Source organism: Flavobacterium frigoris PS1 (assembly GCF_000252125.1).
Taxonomy (GTDB): domain Bacteria; phylum Bacteroidota; class Bacteroidia; order Flavobacteriales; family Flavobacteriaceae; genus Flavobacterium; species Flavobacterium frigoris_A.
Genome location: NZ_AHKF01000015.1, coordinates 78,373 through 103,592, shown reverse-complemented (window position 1 = coordinate 103,592; position 25,220 = coordinate 78,373). Strand labels below are relative to the sequence as shown.

Annotated in this window: 18 protein-coding genes; 8 read left to right on the top strand and 10 right to left on the bottom strand. The window is 33.9% G+C overall.

Annotation, left to right across the window (positions count from 1 at the left end; genetic code table 11):
- The first annotated feature begins 106 nt into the window (after positions 1-106).
- The 4 genes from HJ01_RS05770 to HJ01_RS05755 all read left to right on the top strand — a co-directional run bounded on the left by HJ01_RS05770 (position 107) and on the right by HJ01_RS05755 (position 6,573).
- The gene (locus tag HJ01_RS05770; protein WP_007137385.1) at positions 107-586 is read left to right on the top strand and encodes a GNAT family N-acetyltransferase; all 480 of its coding nucleotides are present in this window, start codon (positions 107-109) and stop codon (positions 584-586) included.
- A gap of 27 nt (positions 587-613) precedes the next feature.
- Positions 614-1,873, top strand: coding sequence for an aspartate kinase (locus HJ01_RS05765; protein ID WP_007137384.1), 1,260 nt, complete (start codon positions 614-616; stop codon positions 1,871-1,873).
- A gap of 82 nt (positions 1,874-1,955) precedes the next feature.
- Entirely contained in the window at positions 1,956-5,387 is a 3,432-nt protein-coding gene (locus HJ01_RS05760; protein ID WP_007137383.1) for a hypothetical protein, read from the top strand.
- A 112-nt stretch (positions 5,388-5,499) separates the two neighbouring features.
- Positions 5,500-6,573 (top strand): glycosyltransferase, encoded by a 1,074-nt coding sequence (locus tag HJ01_RS05755; RefSeq protein WP_007137382.1) that lies wholly within the window; start codon positions 5,500-5,502, stop codon positions 6,571-6,573.
- A gap of 103 nt (positions 6,574-6,676) precedes the next feature.
- Here HJ01_RS05755 and HJ01_RS05750 read toward each other — a convergent pair whose 3' ends face one another.
- From HJ01_RS05750 to HJ01_RS05710, 9 genes are all read right to left on the bottom strand, one after another.
- Positions 6,677-8,938: an inorganic phosphate transporter gene (locus HJ01_RS05750; protein WP_040473724.1), complete on the bottom strand. Its 2,262-nt coding sequence runs from the start codon at positions 8,936-8,938 to the stop codon at positions 6,677-6,679.
- 427 nt (positions 8,939-9,365) lie between these two features.
- The gene (gene phoU, locus HJ01_RS05745; protein ID WP_007137380.1) at positions 9,366-10,034 is read right to left on the bottom strand and encodes a phosphate signaling complex protein PhoU; all 669 of its coding nucleotides are present in this window, start codon (positions 10,032-10,034) and stop codon (positions 9,366-9,368) included.
- An 84-nt stretch (positions 10,035-10,118) separates the two neighbouring features.
- The gene (gene pstB / locus HJ01_RS05740; protein WP_007137379.1) at positions 10,119-10,871 is read right to left on the bottom strand and encodes a phosphate ABC transporter ATP-binding protein PstB; all 753 of its coding nucleotides are present in this window, start codon (positions 10,869-10,871) and stop codon (positions 10,119-10,121) included.
- 1 nt (position 10,872) lies between these two features.
- On the bottom strand, positions 10,873-11,751 hold the full coding sequence (pstA, locus tag HJ01_RS05735; protein WP_007137378.1) for a phosphate ABC transporter permease PstA: 879 nt from the start codon (positions 11,749-11,751) through the stop codon (positions 10,873-10,875).
- Position 11,752: 1 nt separating this feature from the next.
- Complete coding sequence (pstC, locus tag HJ01_RS05730) at positions 11,753-12,961, bottom strand: phosphate ABC transporter permease subunit PstC (protein WP_040473751.1); 1,209 nt, start codon at positions 12,959-12,961, stop codon at positions 11,753-11,755.
- Positions 12,962-13,147: 186 nt separating this feature from the next.
- Positions 13,148-14,011 carry a PstS family phosphate ABC transporter substrate-binding protein gene (locus HJ01_RS05725; protein WP_007137376.1) on the bottom strand — a complete coding sequence of 288 codons (864 nt, stop codon included), beginning with the start codon at positions 14,009-14,011 and terminating at the stop codon, positions 13,148-13,150.
- 99 nt (positions 14,012-14,110) lie between these two features.
- Positions 14,111-15,322: a porin gene (locus HJ01_RS05720; RefSeq protein ID WP_040473723.1), complete on the bottom strand. Its 1,212-nt coding sequence runs from the start codon at positions 15,320-15,322 to the stop codon at positions 14,111-14,113.
- A 707-nt stretch (positions 15,323-16,029) separates the two neighbouring features.
- Positions 16,030-17,106 carry a sensor histidine kinase gene (locus HJ01_RS05715; protein WP_007137374.1) on the bottom strand — a complete coding sequence of 359 codons (1,077 nt, stop codon included), beginning with the start codon at positions 17,104-17,106 and terminating at the stop codon, positions 16,030-16,032.
- 86 nt (positions 17,107-17,192) lie between these two features.
- Positions 17,193-17,876 (bottom strand): response regulator transcription factor, encoded by a 684-nt coding sequence (locus tag HJ01_RS05710; protein WP_040473750.1) that lies wholly within the window; start codon positions 17,874-17,876, stop codon positions 17,193-17,195.
- A gap of 221 nt (positions 17,877-18,097) precedes the next feature.
- Between HJ01_RS05710 and HJ01_RS05705 the strand changes: the two genes are divergently transcribed.
- From HJ01_RS05705 to HJ01_RS05690, 4 genes are all read left to right on the top strand, one after another.
- Entirely contained in the window at positions 18,098-20,845 is a 2,748-nt protein-coding gene (locus HJ01_RS05705; RefSeq protein ID WP_007137372.1) for a TonB-dependent receptor, read from the top strand.
- A gap of 235 nt (positions 20,846-21,080) precedes the next feature.
- Positions 21,081-22,292 carry a hypothetical protein gene (locus tag HJ01_RS05700; protein ID WP_007137371.1) on the top strand — a complete coding sequence of 404 codons (1,212 nt, stop codon included), beginning with the start codon at positions 21,081-21,083 and terminating at the stop codon, positions 22,290-22,292.
- Between the two features lie 106 nt (positions 22,293-22,398).
- Positions 22,399-22,737 carry a T9SS type A sorting domain-containing protein gene (locus HJ01_RS05695; RefSeq protein ID WP_007137370.1) on the top strand — a complete coding sequence of 113 codons (339 nt, stop codon included), beginning with the start codon at positions 22,399-22,401 and terminating at the stop codon, positions 22,735-22,737.
- 121 nt (positions 22,738-22,858) lie between these two features.
- Entirely contained in the window at positions 22,859-23,839 is a 981-nt protein-coding gene (locus HJ01_RS05690; protein ID WP_007137369.1) for an acyltransferase, read from the top strand.
- Between the two features lie 21 nt (positions 23,840-23,860).
- Here the strand turns inward: HJ01_RS05690 and tyrS are convergent, their stop codons facing one another.
- The gene (gene tyrS, locus HJ01_RS05685; protein ID WP_007137368.1) at positions 23,861-25,159 is read right to left on the bottom strand and encodes a tyrosine--tRNA ligase; all 1,299 of its coding nucleotides are present in this window, start codon (positions 25,157-25,159) and stop codon (positions 23,861-23,863) included.
- Positions 25,160-25,220: the final 61 nt, after the last annotated feature.

The following is a 25,220-nucleotide window of genomic DNA, read 5'->3' as shown; positions in this document are numbered from 1 at the left end:
ATAAAATTTACTTAGTTTATCAGTATTGTATATTTGCTGATAAAACAGCTAAATTAGGAGTTGAAAAAGCTTATTTTGGGCATCTAAACCTTTAAAATTAGATTATATGAATATTAGAAGAGGAAAATCGGAAGACATGAACGCCGTTTTGGAACTGATTCAAGAACTGGCAGATTATGAAAAAGAACCAGATGCGGTTTTAATAACGGTAGATGATTTGATCCGTGATGGTTTTGGTCCTAATCCATTATTTCATGTTTTTGTTGCGGAAGTAGAATCAGAGATTGTAGGAATTGCATTGTATTATTACCGCTACTCCACTTGGAAAGGGAAAATAATCCATTTAGAAGATTTAGTGGTCAAAGATAAGATGCGAGGTACTGGATTAGGTTACGCTTTGTATTCTGAGATCATCAAACAAGGCAAGAAAGACAATGTACGCAGAATTGATTGGCATGTTCTTGACTGGAATACCCCCGCAATTGAATTTTATGAAAAATCAGGCGCAAAAGTCCTAAAAGACTGGTATCTGGCACAAATGGACGAGGAGGGAATTAATTACTTTGTCGATAATAGATTGAAATAAAGTTACAAAATTATTTGTTAAAAAAATATGAGAGTATTCAAATTTGGAGGTGCATCTGTAAAAGATGCCGAAGGGATCAGAAACGTTTATGACGTTTTACAAAAAGTAGGTTTTGAGGATGTACTGTTGGTAGTTTCCGCTATGGGAAAGACAACAAATGCCCTTGAAGTGGTCATAAAAGACTATTTTGACAAATCATCCGCATTGCAATCATCTGTACAGGAAGTAAAAAAATATCATAACCAAATCCTATTAGATCTATTCGAAAACGACAAAAATGAAGTTTTCGTTGCGGTGAAGTCCCTTTTTTCAGATTTAGAATATTTTTTAACCCATAACAAATCACCAAACTATAATTTTGTTTACGATCAGATAGTCAGTTTTGGAGAATTGATCTCTACCACTATATTGAGTCATTACATGAATTTTATGGGCATCCAAACACAATGGATCGATGTTCGCAATTTTATTAAAACGAATTCAAACTATAGGGATGCAGAAGTGGATTGGGTATCAACTCAAAAAAACATCTCCAAAAATGTAAAAAGAAAAATTTTAAACGTTACTCAAGGATTCTTGGGTTCTGATGAAAATAATTTCACCACTACATTAGGCCGTGAAGGTTCTGATTATACTGCTGCTATTTTTGCTTATTGCTTAAATGCTGAAAGTGTAACTATCTGGAAAGATGTTCCCGGAGTTATGAATGCTGACCCAAGGTATTTTGAAAATGCGAGTTTACTAAATCAGATTTCTTATCGTGAAGCGATAGAATTAGCGTTTTATGGTGCAACAGTAATTCATCCAAAAACATTACAGCCTTTACAAAAAAAAGAAATTCCATTGTATGTGAAATCTTTCATTAACCCTTTACTAAAAGGAACAAGCGTTTCTAAAGGTGTTGCGTTAGAGCCTTTCTTACCTTGCTTTATTGTTAAAAGAAACCAATTGCTAATTTCTCTTTCATCAATTGACTTCTCTTTCATCATGGAGGAAAACATAAGCGAAATCTTCGCTTTATTTCACCAATTCAAGCTTAAGGTAAACTTGATTCAAAATACCGCAATTAGTTTTTCAGTATGTGTAGAGGATAAATTTGACAATTTTAAAAGTTTGAACACTATATTGTCAAAAAAATTCAAAGTTGATTTTAGCGAAAATGTTACTTTATACACCATTAGACATTTTGACGACATGGCCACACAAACAGTTGAACAAGGTAAAAAAGTGATACTAAAACAAGTGAGTACAGAAACCATGCAAATTGTAACTAGTGATGATAAATAATAAACTTTAATCGTTATTGCATCACAAACGCCCACAATAATGTAGAATACACTACTTTTGAAACATAGACGTTATTTTCTTTATGTTAAAAAAAGTATTGCTATTAGTAATGATTATTTATTTTTCTGGGTTACAAGCCCAGGAAAATAAATCATTATACAAAACAAAAAAAATCCCTGTTTCTAAAGACAGTATTCATCTTGAAAACGAAAGCCTCAACTCGAGTTTTTTTAAGTTGCTTGACGCCAAAGACACAACTATTGACCCTGCTCACTATACTGTTAATTTTCAAAATGGAACATTATTTCTAAACGAAAATTTTCCCATAGACTTAGATTCGATAACGGTACAATACTTAAAATATCCCGATTTTCTAACGAAAAAATATCAAACTTACGACCCTAGCCGAATCGTCACTAATGACATCAATGACGAGAAAATCTATCGAATTGACCCGAATCCCACACAAAAAAATATTCCGTTTGATGGACTAAGCACTTCGGGGAGCATTACCCGTGGCGTTACGATAGGTAATAACCAAAACACGGTTTTAAATTCCAATCTTGATTTGCAGATTACGGGAAAACTATCCGACAAAGTGAGTTTACGAGCGTCTTTACAAGACAGCAATATTCCATTACAAGATGGAGGATATTCCCAAAAACTAGACCAGTTTGATAATGTGTTCATGGAACTTTACAGCGACAAATGGAATCTACGGGCGGGAGATGTATTTCTTGAAAATCACAAAACTCAATTTCTAAATTTCAATAAAAAAGTACAAGGAATTTCCGCCAATTTCACTTTTGGAACTAATAAAAACAAAACTAATGTCTTTGCATCGGCTGCTTTGGTAAAAGGCCAATACGCCAAGAGTAATTTTATAGGTATTGAAGGTAGCCAAGGTCCCTACAAGTTAAAAGGAACAAATGGAGAATTGTATGTCCTTGTGATATCCGGTTCTGAGCGCGTTTATGTAAATGGACTCCTTTTAAAAAGAGGAGAAAACAACGATTATACTATTGACTACAATGCTGGGGAAATTACATTTACACCTTTGTTTACGATTACTTCTGAAATGCGAATTGCGATAGAATACCAATACTCTGATAGAAATTACACCCGATTTGTAACCTATGCCGGAGTTACGCACAAAAATGAGAAATGGAGTTTTGGTAGTTATTTATATTCTGAAAATGACATCAAAAACCAACCACTACAACAAAACCTTACAGAAGAACAAGCGCAAATATTAGTGGCCTCGGGTGATAATCCAGAATTGATGGTGGCGCCATCAGCATACTTGGATTCCTATTCTGACAACAAAGTGCTATATAGAAAAACTATTATTAACGGACTTGAAGTTTTTGAATATTCAAATGACTCAGAGCAAGAATTGTTCAATGTTAGATTTAGTTTAATTGGCGCCAAAAAAGGAAATTACGTGTTAACGAACGCTTCAGCAATCACTCGGATATATGAATACGTCAGTCCTATTAATGCTATTCCACAAGGGGATTACGAACCAATTATCCAACTGGTATCCCCTACAAAAATTCAAGTCGCCACATTTTTGGGAAATTATAAACCCTCAGAAAAATCAACAATTGATTTTGAAATAGCAGTCAGTAATAACGATAAAAATCTTTTTTCGAATAGTGACGACTCCGATAACCAGGGTTTAAGCGGAAAACTAAATATAAGTCAGCGCCTTTTTTCTGCAAAATGGAATGTTGACGCATTTGCTAATTACCAATTTACTCAACAAGAATTCAGCTCCATAGAACGCTTTTATACCATCGAATTTAACAGAGACTGGAATCTGGCGACAACGGCAAGTGGAAATCAAAGTTTATTAGTGTCGGGACTTAACTTTAATTTGAACAAAGGAATTGATTCTTCAAATAAAGGATTGATAACATACCAATTTGAAAAATTGGCTTTTTCAGATAGTTTTTCTGGTAATAGACATATCTTAAATGGTAACTATAATACGAAAAACTGGTTATTTAAAAATAAAGGAAGCTACTTAAAAAGTGATGGTACAGTAACTTCTTCCAAATTCATTAGGAATGAATCTCAAATCCGGTATCATTTTGATAAAAACTGGATTGGTACCAGCCAGCGCTTTGAAGACAACCAGGAGAAAAATAAATCGACAAAACAGTTTTCAGATTTAAGTCAACGCTTTTCCGAATATGGTTTTTTTACAGGCCGAGGTGACAGCACAAAGGTATTTGTCGAACTCGGATTTTTGAAAAGAAACAACGACAGCATACAGAATGGTTTATTGCAAAAAGTGAACAGTTCTCAAGCCTACTTTTTGAGATCAAAATTAATCCAAACGAATAAAAGCGACTTGTCCATTTATGCCAATTATAGAGTTCTGAATTTTACTGACTCTACAAAGAAGAAAGAACCTACTCTAAATTCCAGAATTGTATACAACGACCGTTTCTTCAATCAGTTGATTCAAGCGACAACTGCCTACGAAACTAATTCAGGAACGCTAGCACAACAAGAATTTACTTACCTAGAGGTTCCGGCCGGACAAGGAGTTTACACTTGGAATGACTACAATGACAATGGGATTCAGGAACTACAAGAATTTGAAGTGGCTCCATTTATCGATCAAGCCACATTCATTAGAATCTATTTACCCAATCGGGTTTATATAAAAACCCATCAAACTAAATTCTCTCAATCGTTAATTTTAAACCCTAATCAATGGCAAAATGAAACTGGATTTAGAAAAGCGGCATCATTTTTTTATAATCAGACTTCCTTTATCATTGATCGAAAAACTAAAAACGAAGGAAACAACTTCGAACTGAATCCTTTCGCTTCCTCAAAGGAGAATATTTTGGGTTTGAGCTCTAGTTTTAGAAATAGCTTGTTCTACAATCGAGGAAAACAAGACCATTCTGTCACCTATTCTTATTTGGAAAACAAGACCAAAAACTTGCTTTCTATAGGCTCCCAAGAATCGGATAACAGTTCCCATCAAATTCAATACTCCCATTTATACAGGAAAAGTTGGCTGTTTGGTCTTTTTGCAAAAACAATACAAACGTCTATCCTATCTGAAAACTTCGCTGAAAAAAACTACACTTTAAAAGGCTATCAATTAGCTCCAAAAATCAGTTACTTATTTTCAAAAAACACAAGTTGGGATCTCTTTTATGAACTACAAAATAAAGAAAACAAAATAGGTGAATTCGAAACCTTACTACAAAACCGTTTTGGAACATCATTTACTTATGCTGGCGAAAACAAGTTAACCATGAATGGAGAAGTTTCCTTTTATCAAAACAAATTCAATGGCAATGAGTACTCATCCGTAGGCTTTCAAATGCTGGAAGGGCTGCAAACAGGTCAAAATATAACATGGAGAATACTCCTTCAGAAGAACATCACCCAATTTCTTGACATTAACTTAAATTATCAAGGGCGGAAGAGTGAATCAAGTCAAACCATTCATACAGGAAACATACAATTGAGAGCTTATTTTTAAAACAATCCACTCTTCTACTCACATTATGGAATAATAACTTAATACTTTGATAATCCAGCCTGTATATTTACAAATCTATTGTTTGCGTAACTTGCATAAAAAAGCCCAATCTATGTTTAACGACGCAAACCACGACACTAGAACTATTTTGATTGCGCCCATGAACTGGGGGCTAGGACATGCAACTCGTTGCATTCCTATTATTAAAGCATTACAAGAAAACAATTACATTCCTATAATCGCATCAGATGGTATTGCGCTTGAATTACTACGAAAAGAATTTCCTTATTTAAAATATCTAGAACTGCCATCCTATCAAATAAAGTATCCCAAAAACGGTAAAAATTTCAAATGGAAATTGATACAAAACTTACCAAAAATGATTACGGCGATTCTAGACGAGCAAAAACTAGTAAAAACATGGATAACTCAATATGAGATAGACGGAATTATATCGGATAATAGACTGGGGGTTTTTAGTAAAAAAATCCCTTCTGTATTTGTGACGCATCAATTACAAGTGATGACAGGAAACACTACCTGGCTGACTACTAAATTGCATCAAAATATTATAAAAAAACATTTAGAATGTTGGGTTCCAGATGTTGCAACCACTCCAAATTTAGCCGGAGAATTAAGTCATATAAAAAACGATTCTCTTAAAGTGAATTATATTGGTCCTTTAAGCCGAATGCATAAAAAAGACGTGCAAAAAAAATATGACCTAATGATCATACTTTCAGGACCCGAACCCCAACGTGGAATATTGGAAGAAAAACTAAAAACTGAAATTCAAAGATTCAAAGGCAATGTAGTTTTTATAAAAGGAGTGGTCGAGTCAAATCAAATAAAAGAACAAATTGATACTGTTAGTTATTATAATTTTATGAGCAGCCGCCAACTAGAGCAAACATTTAACGAAAGTGAAATTATCTTATGTAGGTCTGGATACACCACTATTATGGATTTAGTAAAACTGGAAAAAAAAGCCTTTTTCATCCCCACGCCGGGGCAGTACGAACAAGTCTATTTAGCAAAAAAACTAAAAAAAGAAGGCTTAGTTCCTTATGCAGATCAAGATAGCTTTACCATTGAAAATTTATCAGAAGTCGATTCTTATGCTGGATTACATTATTTCAACACTTCGATTGACTGGACAAATCTATTTAGCGTTTTCAAACCGTAAAGCACTATCAATTAATATTTTTGATGTTTTCTATAAATAAACAGCCCAAACTCATTCATAGGAATGGGCTTGGGCCGTTTATTTACTACAGACAAAACTTCAACTAAATCTTCGTAACCTTTGAATTGGCATGAGTATTAAACTCATTGAATAACTCCAGTAAACTCATCGTTGCTTTGATTAAATCGTTAGTTTCTAAAAGCAAGGCAAAATATAATTTACTATTTTTAGGACTTGTTTCAACAGTTCTAATTCTTCCAATTTGCTTTTGAATCAACGTGGATACCAAATCTAAAAGTTCATTTTTTCCTTCAATCAGATTGCTAATGTTATCAAAAGTGCTCTCTTTAAAAATAACTTCTATCTTATCAAAAAGAGCCATTAACTCGTTATCTACCTTCTTAAGATCTCTAATCTGATTGAATTTGAGCTGTTTGTGATTATTGTCAATATGATTGTAACTGTATTGAGTGATAAGAACTAGCGATTGGATCATATCCTGCAAATAGCCGAGAATCATGATGTAAAACATACTAGCTTCTACAGAAGTTTCATCCAGATTCTTGATGAAATAATACACATTCGTCTTTAATTCATCAACTTCTTTTTCCAGCTTCTTTAAGGCTTTTTTGTTGTCTTTAAGCTTGCCTAAATCCTGAAGCCCTAAATTATCAATTACATCACTGTAAATTTCATTAGTACTATGGATAACGCTTGAAATCTGGGTTCTACTTTCATTAATAACTTCATTAATCGTCACAATATCTTCCCGTTTAAGAAGCAGCAATTCCTGTACTTCTTTCTCTTTTTTAGTATATTTTTTTGCGCTTCGATATAAGATAATACCCAAAGCAACCAAAAGTCCTACAAAAGCAAAAACCTCTCCTACTTTTAATAAAAAAGCAATGACAAAAGCCGATATAAAAGCAATAATAGCTGTGAAGAACCAACCTCCTATGACATTAAAAACACCCGCTATTCGATAAACGGCACTTTCTCTATCCCAAGCTCTATCAGCAAATGACGATCCCATAGCCACCATAAAAGTAACATAAGTAGTAGATAGCGGTAATTTTAATGAAGTCCCAATAGAAATCAAGATACTAGCAACCATAAGATTGACTGCAGCACGGATCATATCAAAAGCAGGTTCATCTTTTTTCTTTTTCCCTTTTAATTCGGGCTTTTCAAATTGTTTATCAATTCTTAATTGAATGGATTTAGGCAAGACATAATTCAACCATTGTCCCATATATACACTTGATCTCACGACAGATTTTGACAAAGCGTTCGATGAAAAACGCTCAGAACCTTCATCTTGCCTTGACAAATTGACTTCAGTTTCAATAACACTTTTTGCTTTTTTAGAAGTCCAAATCGTTATTACCATAACTAATCCTGCAAAAACTAAAAAGTAGAATGGCGCTACGATATTTTCATCCGCCAAAGCTCCCATCATAAAAACATCTCCTGATACTCCAGAGCCACTAAAAATTTGATAGGAATTGAATGCTGCAATTGGAACTCCGATGAAGTTTACCAAGTCATTTCCGGCAAAAGCCAATGCCAATGCAAAGGTTCCGATAATAATAATCACTCGGAGAATATTAACCTTAAAAAAGGTCATTAACACTTGAGAAAGCACGGTAAAAAAGACAAAGTTTCCACCAATAATTATCCATTGGTTTTCTTTAATCCACGAGTGGGTATAAGCACTGATAAAAGAAACACCTTTCAATCCTTTAATCAGGATAAAAAAGCTGATAGCTGTAATGGCAAGTCCCCCAAAGAGTGACCCGATATACTTCATTCTTTTTTCGTATTGAAAAGTAAAAATCAAACGAGAAATATACTGAACAAAACTACCCAAAGTAAACGATAACACTACAGACAGAAGAATACTGGTGACAATTTGTGTCGCTTTTTCAGTATTAATATAATTGCCAATTGTATTCAAATCACCATCTGACATGTATATTTTATAAAGCGCAAGGCAGAATGCAGCACCTAAAAGTTCAAAAATTATTGATACAGTGGTGGAAGTCGGCATCCCAAAAGAGTTATAAAAGTCTAATAGTACGATGTCTGCAATCATGACGGACAGAAAAATAATCATCACATCATTGAAACTAAACATCGCCGGAACAAAAATACCGCTTCTGGCAATTTCCATCATTCCACTAGAGAATAATGCCCCCACTAAAACCCCTAAACTGGCCACAATCATAATAGTACGAAAAGAAACCGCTTTAGACCCTATTGCGGAATTTAGGAAATTTACCGCATCATTACTAACTCCTACTACCAGATCTGTTATTGCAAGTATACCCAAAACAACGAGCATTACTAAATAAATTTGTTCCATAATTGACAATATTTTTTTGAAAAGGACTGCAAAAATCGGTTAATTATTCGAAACTTGCTATGTTTATATATTTAATTTCCTGTATTTTGTATTTAGCCCCTTTTCTAAAAAAGTCAAAATTCTGAAATAATGCTATTATGCTGCAATTATCTTTCTTCTAATTTGCCTTTTCAATTGTGATAGAAAAGCTGGCTACAAGTTCTAAATCTGCGCTACACAATCTCCCATATGGAGCTTGAATACAATCTTTACGCTTACTAATTCGAGAATGAAAACGGCTTTACTTGTTTCGACACATTCTTCAATTGTTAAAATTTGTTTTGTGCACAAAGTTTAATGCTCACTACATACAAAGATTAAAGCTGATTTCTGCATTAAAAAAGATGCGAAAATCAGCTTTAATCTGGTTTTAAACTTCGAAAAAAAATTACTTTTTATCTGTAATTTTTTCATGCTTAATAGTCTTTGCATTAATCATAAAATAAATAGATTCTGCAACATTAGTACAATGATCCGCTATTCTATCAAAATGCTTCAATGCTATAATCAAATTGGTGCCTGACACCACAGTTTTAGAATTATTCTTCATCTCAGCAATGATATTCTGAGTTGCATCACTGGTTTTGTTTCTGATGCTATTGTTTAAAACAAAGATTTCTTCGGTCATGTCTTCATCCATGTCTTGAAAACACTCATTTGTTTTAACTGTAATAAATTCAACTTCTCGAGCAATATCGGTAATATTGAACTTCGAAATTAATTCATGTTTTTCCTTTATGCTTTTGGAAAGTTTAATAATGCTCATCGACAAATCGCCAATTCGCTCTATTTCTTTACTCATTTGCATTGCAGATATAATAAACCGTAAATCTGAAGCAACAGGCTGCTGCAAAGCAAACACACTTTGACAGATATCGTCAATTTTTACATCTAGTTTATCAATTTTATTTTCCGTTTTTTTCACTTCCTTCCCTTCGGAAACAGGCTCTGAAAGCACTGACTTAACCGCCTCAGCTACCTGGCTTTCGGCTAAATTCCCTATTTTTATAATAATTCCCCTAAGCTTACCTAGTTCTGTTTCTAAATGTGACGCCATTTTTATTAAAGATTTGAAGATTTGAAGATTTGAAGATTTGAAGATTTAAAGTTAATCGATTCTGCTTACAATTCAAAACCAATTTTATCCGAACCTTCCTGTTATATAATCTTCTGTCTGTTTTTTTGCTGGTTTTGTGAATATTGATTTTGTTTTATCATATTCTATCAAATTACCCATATAGAAAAAAGCAGTATTATCACTCACACGACCAGCTTGTTGCATATTATGCGTTACAATAACTATGGTGTATTTATTTTTCAATTCATAAATCAGCTCCTCTATTTTAGAAGTAGAAATTGGGTCTAATGCTGATGTAGGCTCATCCATTAATAATATAGATGGCTTTATTGCTAAAGCACGAGCGATACACAATCGTTGTTGTTGCCCTCCTGAAAGTTCAAATGCCGACTTTTTCAGTTTGTCTTTCACCTCGCCCCAAAGTGCCACTTGTTCTATTGTTGTAACAACACGCTCTTCGATTTCATTTTTATCAGTGATACCATTTACTCTTAACCCATAAGCCACATTCTCAAAAATAGTTTTTGGAAAAGGATTTGGTTTTTGGAAAACCATACCTACATTTTTACGTAAATTATCAACGTTAGTGGAATTACCATAAATGTCTGTACCGTCAATAAGAATATTTCCAGTCATTTTGGTATCATCTATAAGGTCATTCATTCTATTTAATAAACGCAAATAAGTTGATTTACCGCAACCTGAAGGTCCAATTAGTGCCGTAACAGTATTTTCTTTCATCGACAACGAAATATCGTGCAAAGCTTGATTTTCCCCGTAGTAAAAATTTACGTTCTGTGATTCTATTTTATGCATGTTAATTCATTTTTACTTTTTTTCCATAATATTTTCGAAGACCATTCGCCAATAAATTAGAAATTAATACAATAATAATTAAAATAAGCGCCGTACCATAAGCCATTGACCTAGATGCTTCAATATTAGTACCACTAGTAGAGATTACGTAAAGGTGATAAGGTAACGCCATCGCTTGGTCAAAAATTGACGTTGGTAGTTTAGGTAAAAAATAGGCAGCCACCGTAAATAAAATAGGAGCTGTTTCTCCTGAAACTCGTCCTATCGATAATATTAAACCTGTAATAATATTAGGAAACGCAATTGGAAACACAATTTTGCTTGTAGTTTCCCATTTACTAGCTCCTAAAGCTAAACTAGCTTGCCTGAACGTATCGTCAACTGATTTTAACGCTTCCTCTGTAGTTCTAATGATAACAGGCAGCACCAATAATCCTAAAGTTAAACCACCTGCCAGGATAGAGTCTCCAAAGCCTAATTTATTTACAAATAATGACATCCCGAAAAGTCCAAAAACTATTGATGGTACTCCCGCAAGATTATTTGTCATTTGTTTGATAATTTTCTTTGGCCAGCCTGCCTTAACGTATTCATTCAAATATATGGCCGCTAACACCCCGATAGGGAAAGCAAATATCATACTTGCCAAAACCAAACAAAGAGTCCCCACAATAGCAGGAAAGATACCTCCCTCGGTCATTCCATTTTTAGGCATTTCAGAAATAAACTCCCAACTGATAGCACCGATTCCTTTTACTACGATAAAAGCCAAAATTACAAATAATAGTGCCACAACAGAATAGCTAGTAAAGCTAAATATTCCGAAGGCAATTTTTTGACTTCTTCTTTTTTTGTTTGCTAAACGATTTTCTACATTCATCTTAGTGTTTTTTATGCGATTGCTTGTTAGTAACCATTTCAACTAACATATTGATTCCGAAAGTAATTACAAATAGAATGCAACCCAATGCAAATAATGCTTCATAATGTAAGCCCCCATTTGCAGCTTCGCCCAGCTCTGCCGCAATGGTCGCAGGGATTGTTCTAACGGGCGCTAAAAATGTATGCGGTATTACAGCTGCATTTCCTGTAACCATTAAAACAGCCATAGTTTCACCAATTGCACGACCTATTCCCAAGATCGCTCCAGCCGTAATTCCAGACGCAGAATAAGGGATAACTACTTTATATATCGTTTGCCAATGAGATGCACCTAACGCTAAGCTAGCTTCTTTCATTGCGCGGGGTGTGTTTCGCATCGCATCTTCAGAAATAGTGATAATCGTAGGCAACGCCATAATGGCTAACACCACACTACCCGCCAAAGCGGTTTCGCCAACAGGCAAATTAAAAACACTCTGAATCAACGGCACAATAATTACCAAACCAAAGAATCCATATACAACAGAAGGAATTCCCGCCAACAATTCAATTAGAGGTTTTAAAAAATTTCGCGTTCGTTTCTTTGCGATCTCACTTAAGTATATAGCAGCAAACAACCCTATAGGCAATGCCAACACAATAGCACCAAAACTAACCAATAGTGTACCGTAAATCAACGGCTTGACCCCCATTTGAGCAACGGGCTCTGCCGTAGGAAACCATTCCTCATCAGATAAAAACTTAAATACTGAAATTTTATCTAACTCTAGTTCACGTCCTTTAAAGTCCTTGCTTTTATATTTATCTGAGAAAAATGCAATTATACCTGGTGTTTTCGCTATGAGCTCATTGATTTTATCTGGGAAATATTCAAAATTAGGCCCAAGTTCTTCTTCGGTATAATAGTCAGTTATATCTCCGGTTCTGAACAAAACAATAGCTTGATCTTTCCCGCCAAGCTCTTTCCAGTTTGTTATTTTCTGATCAAAAATATCCTTTATCTGAGACGGCTCTAGCTTCTTTACCGAATTTGAGTCATTAACTGCCAACAAAAAACCCTTATCTATTGGCTTTTTACTAAAAACTCCCGCACCTTCAATAAATAGAAAAAAGACAATCAACACCACTGTAATACTTGTAGCAGCGCTACTTAGCATCAAAATAAATTCAATTATCTTTTCTTTAATCTGTTTAAAATTTGTTTTCAAATCAGTGTGTTTTATTTTTAGCAAAACTACGCTAGACATCCTTTGCTAATGTTTTTGCATCGTTAACTTTATGTAAATTTAACGTTAAGTGCTTGTTATCCCGCCAAGTTTAAAAACACTTTTTAAACAAAAAAGGCCGCCCTCTAAATTAGGGCAACCTTTTTACGTATAGACAACTAACCTTTATTAATTCAACGGAACATAGCCAATTTCAGCTACTGTTTTTTGTCCTTCAGCAGAAAGTGCATAATCTACAACTGATTTTACTTTTGCAGCGTTTGTTTTATCAAACATATAGAACAATGGTCTAGAAATAGGGTATGTTTTGTCCTTTGCGCTCGCAACAGACGGCTCAATAAAAGTTTTTCCTTGATCGTAAGAAACCGCCAATTGTTTTACCTCCTTTGTTTCATATGCTAATCCAATATAACCTATAGCACCTTTAGTTTGGCCTACTGCTTGAACAATTGCACCAGTTGCTGGTAAATTCAAAATATCAGTAGCATAATTTTTCTTATCCAACACTTCTTCTTTGAAAAATTCATATGTTCCAGAAGAAGATTCTCTTGAATAGGCTACGATTTTCTCGTCAGCCCCGCCAACTTCTTTCCAGTTTTTAATTTGTCCAGTGAAGATCTTCTCTAATTGCTCACGAGTAAGCTTAGAAACACTATTTGCAGGGTTAACAATAACTGTTAACGCATCATATGCAATAATAACTTGTTCAATCTCTTTTTTCATTTCAGAAAACTTCAATTTTTCCTCTGTTTTTAAATCTCTTGAAGCCATTGCGATATCAGTAGTCCCATCAATTAAAGCTGTTAAACCTACACCAGATCCACCACCCACAATAGTAACGGTAACATCTGAATTTGTCTTCATTAAATCTTCTGCTTCTTTTTGTGCCAATGGCAAAACAGTATCACTTCCTTTGATTGTAATAGATACAGCATCCGTTTTTGCCTCAGCTCCTTTATCTTCCGTTTTTGCTTTACCACAGCTCAACATACCTATTAAAGGTAAGATTAGAAATAATTTTGATGTTTTCATTTTATTTTAATTTATTTGATTCAAATGTTAAACAAAAGTATAACCCCAATGTTAACCAAATGTTACGTTAGTGTTATGCAACTTTCTTTTCGATACTATTTATATACCGATCTCAACTTGCACTCGCGCATACCAACTTCCTGAAGTATTTCCAGTATAAAACTTTTCGTTTTCATATGAAAATTCTGTTTGAATTTTTAGTTTATGGTCTAAAATATATTTCGACAAACTGATTGCGTATTCATCTACAATAGGACTAATTGTTTCAATATCAGAACCCACTTTTTGAGTAGAATATCTTGCTGCCAATGAATATTTTGAAGGGAACACATAACTCAATTGAGTATCAATTCCATGACCAACAAAAACAGCTTGTTTCTCAGTGATATCTAAAGGATTGACCGTAATGGCATCATCTGTCATTCTTGACATGTATGATGTTTCAGCTGACCATCCGTTGTATTTAAACATCGCATCAAAAAATACTGATTGTAAAGTTCTAGCTTCAAATAAATCATCACCTAATTGACCTTGAGATCTTCCTGCATTATTGTTTTGACTGAAAGCTCCTGAAAGCATTAGTTTTGGCGTTTTTTCTCTTAGTAAATCTCCTTCAAAATGAGAGCCATTTTTAGTAAAAGCTCCTAAAGGAAACAATTCCACTTTTCCTGTTAGAGAAATACCATCATTTAAGTTTTTTGTATAATTTCTTCCTTCACCTTTAGTAATGGCTCCTTTCAATGAATAAGAAAAATGATCCTCATCTTGCAACGAATAATCTAAAAACAATCCAAAATCACGGTCGATATTAAATTTAGAGTTATTTATTGTACGGTCTGTAAATTCCAAAGATCCCGAAGAAATTACCCTTTGATTATTGCCCGGCAACTTTGTTTGCCCAAACCCAATTAACCAATTTTTTGTAGGCTTGTAAAAAAGGACTCCATCAAGAATTACATTTCCATCATTACCGAATGCAGTCATGTCCTTGGCTGAAAACCCTAATTCCACTTTGTAACCAAACTTTGCATTATAAACAAAACCATCCAACTTCAATCTCATTCTTCTGATTTCTCCTTCAATAACACCAGATTCCCCTTCCGTTTTTATGTATCCGGCTCTACTTTGAATTCTAAAACCAATATTTACTTGAAATAAACTATCCTTTGCTGTAAATCCTAGTTTTTTACTTGAATTAAGATACTGATTCGATTCTGTTTTTTTCTCAACCGGCTTTGTTACTGCTGTACCCTCTTGAGCTGATACGAACATAGTGAACATTAGTGCACTACTTAATAAAAGCTTTTTCATTTTAATAATTGTTGTTATTGTATTATCTAAAGGTAAAACAAATGTTAAATATAATCTTTTATCTTAAACAACGGCTACCATTGGGCGAATTTAATGTATGCTAAAACAGGTCACAAAATAAAAACACCTAAAAATAGCCGTCCTATTTAAAAAAACAAGAAAAACCACACTTTAAATCACTAAAACACGTTAAAATTATAAATAACCAAAAAGAAACACATTGTTAAATGCAAAAAAATTCAACTATTTTGGTACGTTTTTTTTTAAAAAGAAAAAGAGAACAACAAGGGATTCAATAATTAAAAACACGCGAAAACATTTGAGCTTCCTTATTTGATTCCAGATACCAAAGTATATTTAATCTAACAGCTTAGTAAAGACAATAAACATACATTTTTCAACCAGCACAAAGATCTTTGCAGCATTATTGGGGATTAAATGCCGGAATGCATTTCGGCATAGCAATATCTAAAATCATTCGACACGACAATAATAGAGACGACTCCTTTTCATGATTTTTTTATGAAAAGGAGTCGTCTCTCATCGATTTCGGGAAAAGTAAAGAAGACGCAAAATCACTGTATTGTAGACTAAAGTGCTACTATTTAGTTTTTCGTTAAAATAAGATTTCTTAAAAAACAGCCCGTCTTGTTATTAATTCGAGAAGACCACTTAACATAACTAAAAATTACCCCTACAAGCCAGGTTTATTTTTTCAAATCTCTTTTCATGTCGGCTTTTTCAAGTGTGAACGAAAATTCAGATCCTACTCCAAACTCACTCTCGACATAAATTTTTTCTTTGTGAGCCTCGATTATGTGCTTAACTATTGCAAGTCCTAAACCAGAACCTCCCTCAGATCGGGAACCACTTTTATTTACGCGATAAAAACGTTCGAATAGTCTTGGTATGTTTTGCTTTTCTATTCCCTCTCCATTATCACTGATTCGGATTAGTACTTTTTCTTTTGTTAAATTAACAACAGCCACCTCCGTTGTACCGTTAATTTTTCCGTACTTAATAGAATTGACAATTAAATTCTCTATAATCTGTTGAATACGATCTTTATCAGCCCATACAAAATTGGGAAGAATATGATAATTTTCAAAAGCGAGTGAGATTTTCTTCTTCTCCGCTTTCATTTCTAACAAATCAAACACGTTCTGAATCAACTCTACGATATCAAACTCAGAATAATCTAAATTTAAATCTCCAACCTCAAGTTTAGTTATCATATCTAAATCCTCAACGATATAGATTAATCGCTCTACTCCTTTCTCGGCACGTTTTAAATATTTTTTTCTAATGACCTTGTCCTCCATTGCTCCATCAAGCAAAGTAGAAATATACCCCTGCACTGTAAACAGCGGAGTTTTAAGCTCATGGGAAACATTGCCAAGAAATTCTCGTCTGTACTGCTCTCGAACCTTAAGCATTTCTATTTCCAGTTTCTTATCTGTGGCAAATTTCTTCACCTCCCTTGTCAAGGTCTCCATATCAGTCGTTATAGGGTAATTGATTAAGGAACTAGACTCTAATAGGGATACATCATCATAGATTTTCTTTACCCTTCGATAAATAAAACGCTCTACCCGATACTGCAAAACCACAAATGAAAAGACGTAGATTATTACAATAAAAACACTCCCAAACAGCCATAAACTTTTTGGAGTATAATTGAATATCATGGCCACCAATACTACGACAAATGCCGTTGAAAAAAGACTGATGTATAACGCTGATTTTACAGCAAACTTGTAGGTTTTCTTAAAACTGATATTCATTTATATAATTCTTGAGTAGTTAAAATAAAAGACAAGATAAAAAATTCCGTCCATATATTTCATTAAACTCTTTACAGGTATTATGCTTAAACTTCAAACTTATAACCAACTCCCTTGATGGTTTTAAAAAGCTCCTCACCAATTTTCTCACGGAGTTTTCTAATATGCACATCTATTGTTCTTCCGCCAACAACAACTTCATTCCCCCACACTTTGTCAAGAATTTCATCCCTCTTAAATACTTTACCTGGTTTAGATGCCAAAAGATAAAATAATTCGAACTCCTTTCTTGGGAGTGCAATTTCAATATTGTCTTTTACTATTTTATATTCTTCTCGGTTTATTTCTATTCCGCCTACATTTAACGTTTCACTATTTTGATCTACTTCTTTTAATCGACGCAACAGAGCTTTTACCTTACTTACCAACAACTTCGGTTTAATAGGTTTTGTGATATAATCATCGGCGCCAGCATCAAATCCTGCCACCTGAGAATAATCTTCACTACGAGCTGTTAGAAACGTTATGATAACATTACTTAACTCAGGAATCTTTCTAATATTCTCACAAGCTTCCATACCATCCATCTCAGGCATCATAACATCCATTATAATTAGGTCTGGCAACTCTTTTTTTGCTTTTAGAATAGCTTCCTTTCCATTTGCGGCAGTAACAATTTGATATCCTTCTTGAGTAAGGTTATATCCTACAATCTCTAAAATATCTGGCTCATCATCAACAAGTAAGATCTTCGTGTTTTTTTTTTTCATCTGTAGAAAATTATTTTTCTCTTGCTGAATCTTCCCACAAATGGCATCCAACAAGGTTAATTTCGAATGTAAATATAATAATAATTCAATTGTTAAAAAACCGCAGCGTTAGTAATTTAATATGGTAACCTTTTGTTAATGTTTAAGAAACAAAATGGTAATCCTCAGGTAACCTCATCTTAACAATAGCGCCTTTACTTTGCAAAAAATTAAATACAACTATGAAACTGAAATTATTCATTTTAACGCTTTTTATCAGTACCCTTACTTTTGCACAAAATAAAGGTACTATTTCTGGAGTACTAACTGATAAAGATTCAAACAACGAAACGTTACCTTTTGCAAACATATTATTAAAAGGAACACAAATAAATACTACAACTGACATTGATGGTAAATATACAATTAATGCACCAGCCGGAAACTACATAATCCAATTTAGCTTCATTGGGTACGAATCAGCAGAAACTAATGTTACCGTAAAAAGCGGTGAAAACATTACAATAAGCAAAGCTCTTGGATCTTCTAGCTACAAACTAGATGATGTCGTAATTACCACAACGGTAAACAAACAAAAAGAAACGGCTTTATTACTGGACCAGAAAAATGCCGTAGAAATAAAACAAAGCATTGGAGCACAAGAACTATCCCGAAAAGGAGTTAGTGATGTAGCAACTGCCGTTACTAAAACAAGTGGTATTACCAAACAAGAAGGTTCAGGAAATATATTTGTAAGAGGATTAGGTGACCGATACAATTCAACTACAATGAATGGCCTACCAATACCATCAAACGATCCTGAAAAGAAAAACCTAAATCTTGAAATTTTCTCTACAGACATTGTTGAGTATATTTCAGTGGACAAAGTATACAATGGTAAAATCTATGGAGATTTTGCCGGAGGAAACGTAGATATAGTTTCTAAAGATTACAAAGGGAGTGGTTTCTTAAAATTTGATATCGGAACAAAAGTAAATACCAATGCGATAGCCGAAGAAAATTTTAAGCTACAAGGAGGAATGAGTAGAACTGGATTCACAAGTAAAGGAATACCAAGCAACGCCTTAACACAATACAACTATAGCTCTCTTCAAATGCAGGACTACACTCCAATTGCGAACTCATTTGGAATTTCTGGAGGAAAATCATTTGATGTAGGCTCAGAAGGAAAACTTAGCTTTTTTGCAACAGCCTCTTTCAACAATGACTTTTCAGTGAAGAGCGATGGAACTGCTAAAGCAAGTGTAAATGGAAACGGTATAGCTAATAAAAACTTTTCAAAATATAGTGAATTGAAATATGAGACTAATACTACCGGAATGGCTAATATTGGTTATAAATTCAACAGCAATAACAAAGTAAGCTTCAATTCGCTTTACATTAACACATCTACACAGTCAAAAGAAGAATTTTACGGATACATTGTTGACATCGCTAATGACGGTAACGGTTTGATTCGTCGTTTCAATTATGAAAAAAACAGTTTATGGATCAACCAAATCTTAGGAGACCACAGGATAGGTGATCGTTCTAAATTAAATTGGGGAGTGTCCTATAACATCATTGATGGAAGCATGCCTGATAGAGTTCAAAATATCTTCAGAAAAGAAGCTACCGGATACCAATTATCAAGTATATCAGCGCCAGACAATCACAGATACTTTCAAAAATTAAAAGAAGATGAACTTGCTGCAAATGCTTCATACGATTACAAATTCAACAAAAATGCTGATGGTGACTATCTAGGAAAATTTACAGTAGGCGTGAATGAAAGAATAAAATCGAGAGGTTTTCAAGCTACTCAATTCAACTTCAAAGCAAACAATGGTTTTACTAACACAGTTGTAGACCCAAATAACTTAGATTTGTTTTACAACCAAGATAATTTCGATAAAGGTTATTTTTCTATAGCAACATTCCGCGGAAATTCACAAGTATTTAATGCTCTAGATCCTCAAACTTATAGTGGAGATCAGATAATACATGGTGCTTTCTTAAACACCGAATACAAATTCAACAAACTAACTGCAATATTAGGTTTGAGAGGAGAGCAAATTTCTCAAAAAATAAACTGGTACACGCAATTAGGAGGAATAGGTAATGATAAATTGGAAAAAACAGCTTTTTTACCTAGTGTAATCATGAAATATGAATTAAACGACAAACAAAATTTGCGTTTAGGAGCAAGTAAAACATACACATTACCTCAGTTTAAAGAAAGAGCATTATTTGTTTATGAGGAAGTACTACAAGTTAAAGTAGGAAATCCATTCTTATACGAATCTGATGATTATAACTTAGATCTTAAATGGGAAATGTTCCCTAAAAGTGATGAACTAATTTCAGTTACTGCTTTTGGAAAATACATTTTGAACCCAATGAACGAAGTAACTATTTCTTCTTCTTCTAATGATATCTCGTTTATCAACACCGGAGATTATGGATTTGTTGCGGGTGGAGAAATTGAATACAGAAAACAACTTTTCAATATCGATACTGAAAATGCTAAAAAACTATCCGCAGGTATTAACGCTTCGTATTTGTACAGTAACCAAGAGTTAAATACTGAAAAAGTAAACAGTGAAACAAACTACCAAGTAGATTTTACCAACAAAACAAGTAAATTTACTGGAGCATCGGATTTATTATTAAATGCCGACTTGACATTCTTTAACGAATGGAACAATAAAAACAGTAACCTGAACACAACATTAGCTTATTCTTATTTTTCAGATAGAGTAAATGCAATTGGAACAAACGGAAAAGGTGATTTAGTTGATAAAGCTTTTGGTTCATTAGACTTTATAGCAAAATCAAAACTTACTGAAAAAATGGGATTAGGGTTAGTAGTTAAAAACCTTTTAGATCCTTCAATAAATAGAGTTCAAGAAAATGCAACTGGAGACGTTAATGTTCTTTCTTATAAAAAAGGAATGTCTTTAAGTCTAAGTTTAAACTATCAATTTTAATCTAAAAAATTAAAATACAGATTCTAAAAAGAACAGCTAATTGCTGTTCTTTTTTTTTACCGCTATACCTCAAGAAATTACGCAATCCAATAACGATGACTATGTGTTTGGTAACATTTGCTTAATGTTTAATTGCTCTTTTTTTAAACTAACAGTCACATTTAGGTAACATCCAAAACGAGTTCTTTACGCATCTTTGTACAAACAAAATAACTAAAATTATTATTAAAGAATCATGAAAAAAACAACTGTAAAATTAATTGGAATTTTAGCATTAACCGCAGGTTTAATCACTAGCTGTTCATCTAATGACACTCCTACACCTTCAACACCTCCTTCGTCAACTTTTACTGCTGACGCAACTAATTTTCAAGGAACTATATCTGATGGTGAAGTAACTTTGGACCCAACAAAAACCTACAAATTAACAGGAAAAATTCAAGTAAACAGCGGAGCAACATTAAACATTCCTGCAGGAACTGTTATTGAAGGTACAGGTGGAACTTCTTCATACATTGCAATTGCACAAGGCGGAAAATTAAATGTAAACGGTACGGCAGCTAAACCAGTTGTTATGACAAGCGGTTTAACTACAAAAAAAGCAGGAGACTGGGGTGGTTTAGTAATTTGTGGTAAAGCGCCAATTAATCGTGTAACTGGTGGAGCTAGTACAGCACAATCAGAAGTAGCAGATTTAAGTTACGGTGGAACTGTTTCTAATGACAACTCAGGAATATTAAAATACCTTAGAATTGAATACGCAGGGGCTGCTTTTAACAGTGAAAAAGAATTCAACGGACTTTCATTATTTGGAGTTGGATCAGGAACTACAATTGATTATGTAGAGTTTTTTCAGGGAGCTGATGATGGAGTAGAATTCTTCGGAGGAACAGTAAATACTTCAAACTTAATTTCTATCGGTAACGAAGATGATCAATTTGACTGGACTGAAGGATGGTCTGGAACAAACACAAACTGGTACGGAAAATTAGATTTCGGAAAAGGAAATAGAGGAATTGAAGCTGATAACTTCGAATTAGGATATGCAAACACACCAATCGCTAACCCATCTATTACTAACTTAACTCTTGTAGGGCCTGGAAGTGCTCCAACAACTGGAACATGGTTAGAAAATGATGCTATGAAATTAAGAAGAGGAACTAAAGGGATTTTTACAAACTTAGTGTTTAGCGGATGGGCTGTAGGTTTCAACGTAGAAAACGACGAAACTATCGCATGGATCCCAACTGCTTTAAAAGCTGTAAACGTTAACTTTATTGCTGATGTAGCTACAAAAACTAAAGGTAAATTAAATGCTGTAGCACCTGCAACTAGTGGAGTAAGCGCTAATGTTTCTGCAATTATATCTTCTGAAGGTACTTCAACTGGTGCTGGAAACGGTGCTGGAATGCCAGCTTGGGCTACTGGATGGTCTGTTGGTTTCTAATTGAGTAAACAAAAATTTATACTAAAATACCTCTCATTCTGGGAGGTATTTTTTTTTGGTATAGTATTTGATTTTTTTCGTATATTTACTAATCAATACTAAGCTAATGACGAAAAATTACTTCTATAGTATTCTTTTATTGGTCTTTTTCTTCACCCTGAGCAGCAATGCCCAAGACATGAAGCAACAACCAAAAGCACAAGAAACTTCTATTATTGAAGGCTTGAACTTGTACCCGAATCCCGTGAGCAATGGCAAGGTATATATTTCAACCAAAAACGACTCCGAAAAGGAAATTATCATTTTTGACCTTTTAGGTAAAAAAGTACTACAAACGTTGATTACTTCAAAAGAACTAAATATATCAAATCTTAACTCTGGTGTTTACATTATTAAAATCACTGAAGCAAATGCATCGGCAACCAGAAAACTTATTGTACGATAAAAATTACTTGATAAAATAATTCTAGAGCTCCAAGTCAAATTGGAGCTTTTTTATTTATAATTACCGCCCGTTTAAAAAACCAAAACGATTATTAAAATTTATACCTTTGCAATAAAAATTCTTGATTACATCTGCTACCATATTTTCCATTTCGGGCCAAAAGCAATTTGAAAAAATAGCCTTAAAAGTATTTCGTTTTCAATATGAAAAGAACTTAGTGTATCAAGAGTTTTGCGATCTACTAAAAATAGAGGTGCAAAAAGTAAAATCAATACAGCAAATTCCGTTTTTACCCATACAATTTTTCAAAAGCCACCAAGTAGTTTCTACTACAAACGCAATTCAAGCTACATTTACAAGTAGTGGTACAACTGGAATGATTACAAGCAAACATTTAGTAACTGATACTTCTATATACGAAAAAAGCTATCAGAAAGGATTTTCTGAATTTTATGGAAACATAGAAGACTATGTCGTCTTAGCTTTACTCCCTTCTTATCTTGAAAGAGATGGTTCATCACTAATTTACATGGTCGAAGATTTGATTCAAATATCAAACCATTCTGATAGCGGCTTCTACCTGCACAACCATGATGAACTAATCAAAAAGCTTTTGGAATTAGATGAATCAGGCCAAAATGTAATTCTTATTGGGGTTACCTATGCTTTATTAGATTTGATTGAAAAGCAGCAATTCAAATTACAGAATACCATCATCATGGAAACCGGAGGAATGAAAGGCAAACGCAAAGAAATGATTCGCGAAGAACTACACGAACAGCTATGTGAAGGTTTTGGAGTCTCCATGATCCATTCTGAATATGGAATGACCGAACTGCTTTCTCAAGCCTATTCCTTAGGAAATGGAGTGTTCGAATGCCCTTCTTGGATGCAAATCCTAATTCGTGACACCGAAGATGCTTTGAGCTATATTCCACAAGGAAAAACGGGGGGACTGAATGTAATCGATTTGGCCAATATTAACTCTTGTTCTTTTATTGCCACTCAGGATTTAGGCAAAAAAAATCCCAACAACTCTTTCGAGGTATTGGGACGTTTTGATAATTCTGATATTCGAGGTTGCAATTTGATGGTACTTTAGTTTATTCATTAAAATAAAACATTACACCACCCTAACTACAAAATAGTTTTTCTTTCCGCTTTGCAACAACACAAATTGGTTGTTGATCAAATTTTTCGTTGACAACACAAAGTCTTCTTTCACTTTTTCTTTATTGACAGAAATTGAATTGGCAGTCAAAGCACGTCTGGCTTCACCATTCGACTTAAGGAATCCTGTCTTTTCATTCAAAACAGTAATAATATCAATTCCAGCTTCCATTTCGCTTCTTGCAATTTCAGCTTGAGGAACACCATCAAAAACTTCTAAGAAAGTACCTTCATCCAATTCCTTTAAATCATCAGCAGTAGCGTTTCCAAATAAAATAGTAGATGCTTTGATCGCTTTTTCTAGTTCTTCTTTCGAATGAACAAAAGTCGTTAACTCTTCAGCTAATTTACGTTGTAAAGCCCTCATGTGCGGAGCGCTTTTATGCTCTTCAATCAAACTATCAATCGTCTCTTTATCTAAAAATGTAAATATCTTAATATACTTCTCAGCATCAACATCAGTAGTATTCAACCAAAATTGGTAAAACTTATAAACTGAAGTTTTATCAGCCGTTAACCACACATTTCCACCTTCTGATTTTCCGAATTTTGTTCCATCAGCTTTAGTGATTAGCGGGCATGTCATTGCATAAGCTTTAGCTTCTTCACCTACATTCATACGACGAACTAATTCAGTTCCAGTAGTGATATTCCCCCATTGGTCAGAACCTCCCATTTGCAACAAACAATTGTATTCTTTATGCAAATGATAAAAATCATACCCTTGGATTAACTGATATGTAAATTCCGTAAAAGACATTCCTTCTCCTTCACCTGCTAGCCTTTTCTTTACAGAATCCTTAGCCATCATATAATTTACGGTAATACGTTTACCTACGTCACGCGCAAAATTAATGAAGGATAAATTTTTCATCCAGTCGTAATTATTAACAAGAACTGGAGCATTTACTTCTTTCGAATTAAAATCTAAAAAACGAGATAAAACGCCTTTTATACCTTCTACATTATGATTTAATGTTGCTTCATCAAGCAAGTTTCTCTCATCTGATTTTCCAGAAGGATCACCAATCATTCCTGTGGCTCCACCAACCAATGCAATAGGTTTATGACCGAAATTTTTTAAATGTACTAAAAGTATAATCGGCACTAAACTACCGATATGTAAAGAATCCGAAGTTGGATCAAATCCTATATAGGTCGTAGTCATTTCTTTTAAAAGTTGTTCTTCGGTTCCAGGCATAATGTCGTGAACCAGTCCGCGCCATTGTAATTCGGAAATAATATTTTTCATTTTCTAAAAATCAATTTTCACAAAGATAGTTTTAATTGCATAATTTGAAAATCAATCGCTC

Coding starts and splice junctions, on each gene's coding strand:
- HJ01_RS05710 (WP_040473750.1), bottom strand. CDS start 17,876: ATGAAAAAAAAAAACACGAAGATCTTACTTGTTGATGATGAGCCAGAT.
- HJ01_RS05705 (WP_007137372.1), top strand. CDS start 18,098: ATGAAACTGAAATTATTCATTTTAACGCTTTTTATCAGTACCCTTACT.
- HJ01_RS05770 (WP_007137385.1), top strand. CDS start 107: ATGAATATTAGAAGAGGAAAATCGGAAGACATGAACGCCGTTTTGGAA.
- HJ01_RS05715 (WP_007137374.1), bottom strand. CDS start 17,106: ATGAATATCAGTTTTAAGAAAACCTACAAGTTTGCTGTAAAATCAGCG.
- HJ01_RS05725 (WP_007137376.1), bottom strand. CDS start 14,011: ATGAAAACATCAAAATTATTTCTAATCTTACCTTTAATAGGTATGTTG.
- HJ01_RS05765 (WP_007137384.1), top strand. CDS start 614: ATGAGAGTATTCAAATTTGGAGGTGCATCTGTAAAAGATGCCGAAGGG.
- tyrS (WP_007137368.1), bottom strand. CDS start 25,159: ATGAAAAATATTATTTCCGAATTACAATGGCGCGGACTGGTTCACGAC.
- HJ01_RS05700 (WP_007137371.1), top strand. CDS start 21,081: ATGAAAAAAACAACTGTAAAATTAATTGGAATTTTAGCATTAACCGCA.
- pstA (WP_007137378.1), bottom strand. CDS start 11,751: ATGAATGTAGAAAATCGTTTAGCAAACAAAAAAAGAAGAAGTCAAAAA.
- HJ01_RS05695 (WP_007137370.1), top strand. CDS start 22,399: ATGACGAAAAATTACTTCTATAGTATTCTTTTATTGGTCTTTTTCTTC.
- HJ01_RS05760 (WP_007137383.1), top strand. CDS start 1,956: ATGTTAAAAAAAGTATTGCTATTAGTAATGATTATTTATTTTTCTGGG.
- HJ01_RS05750 (WP_040473724.1), bottom strand. CDS start 8,938: ATGGAACAAATTTATTTAGTAATGCTCGTTGTTTTGGGTATACTTGCA.
- pstB (WP_007137379.1), bottom strand. CDS start 10,871: ATGCATAAAATAGAATCACAGAACGTAAATTTTTACTACGGGGAAAAT.
- phoU (WP_007137380.1), bottom strand. CDS start 10,034: ATGGCGTCACATTTAGAAACAGAACTAGGTAAGCTTAGGGGAATTATT.
- HJ01_RS05755 (WP_007137382.1), top strand. CDS start 5,500: ATGTTTAACGACGCAAACCACGACACTAGAACTATTTTGATTGCGCCC.
- HJ01_RS05720 (WP_040473723.1), bottom strand. CDS start 15,322: ATGAAAAAGCTTTTATTAAGTAGTGCACTAATGTTCACTATGTTCGTA.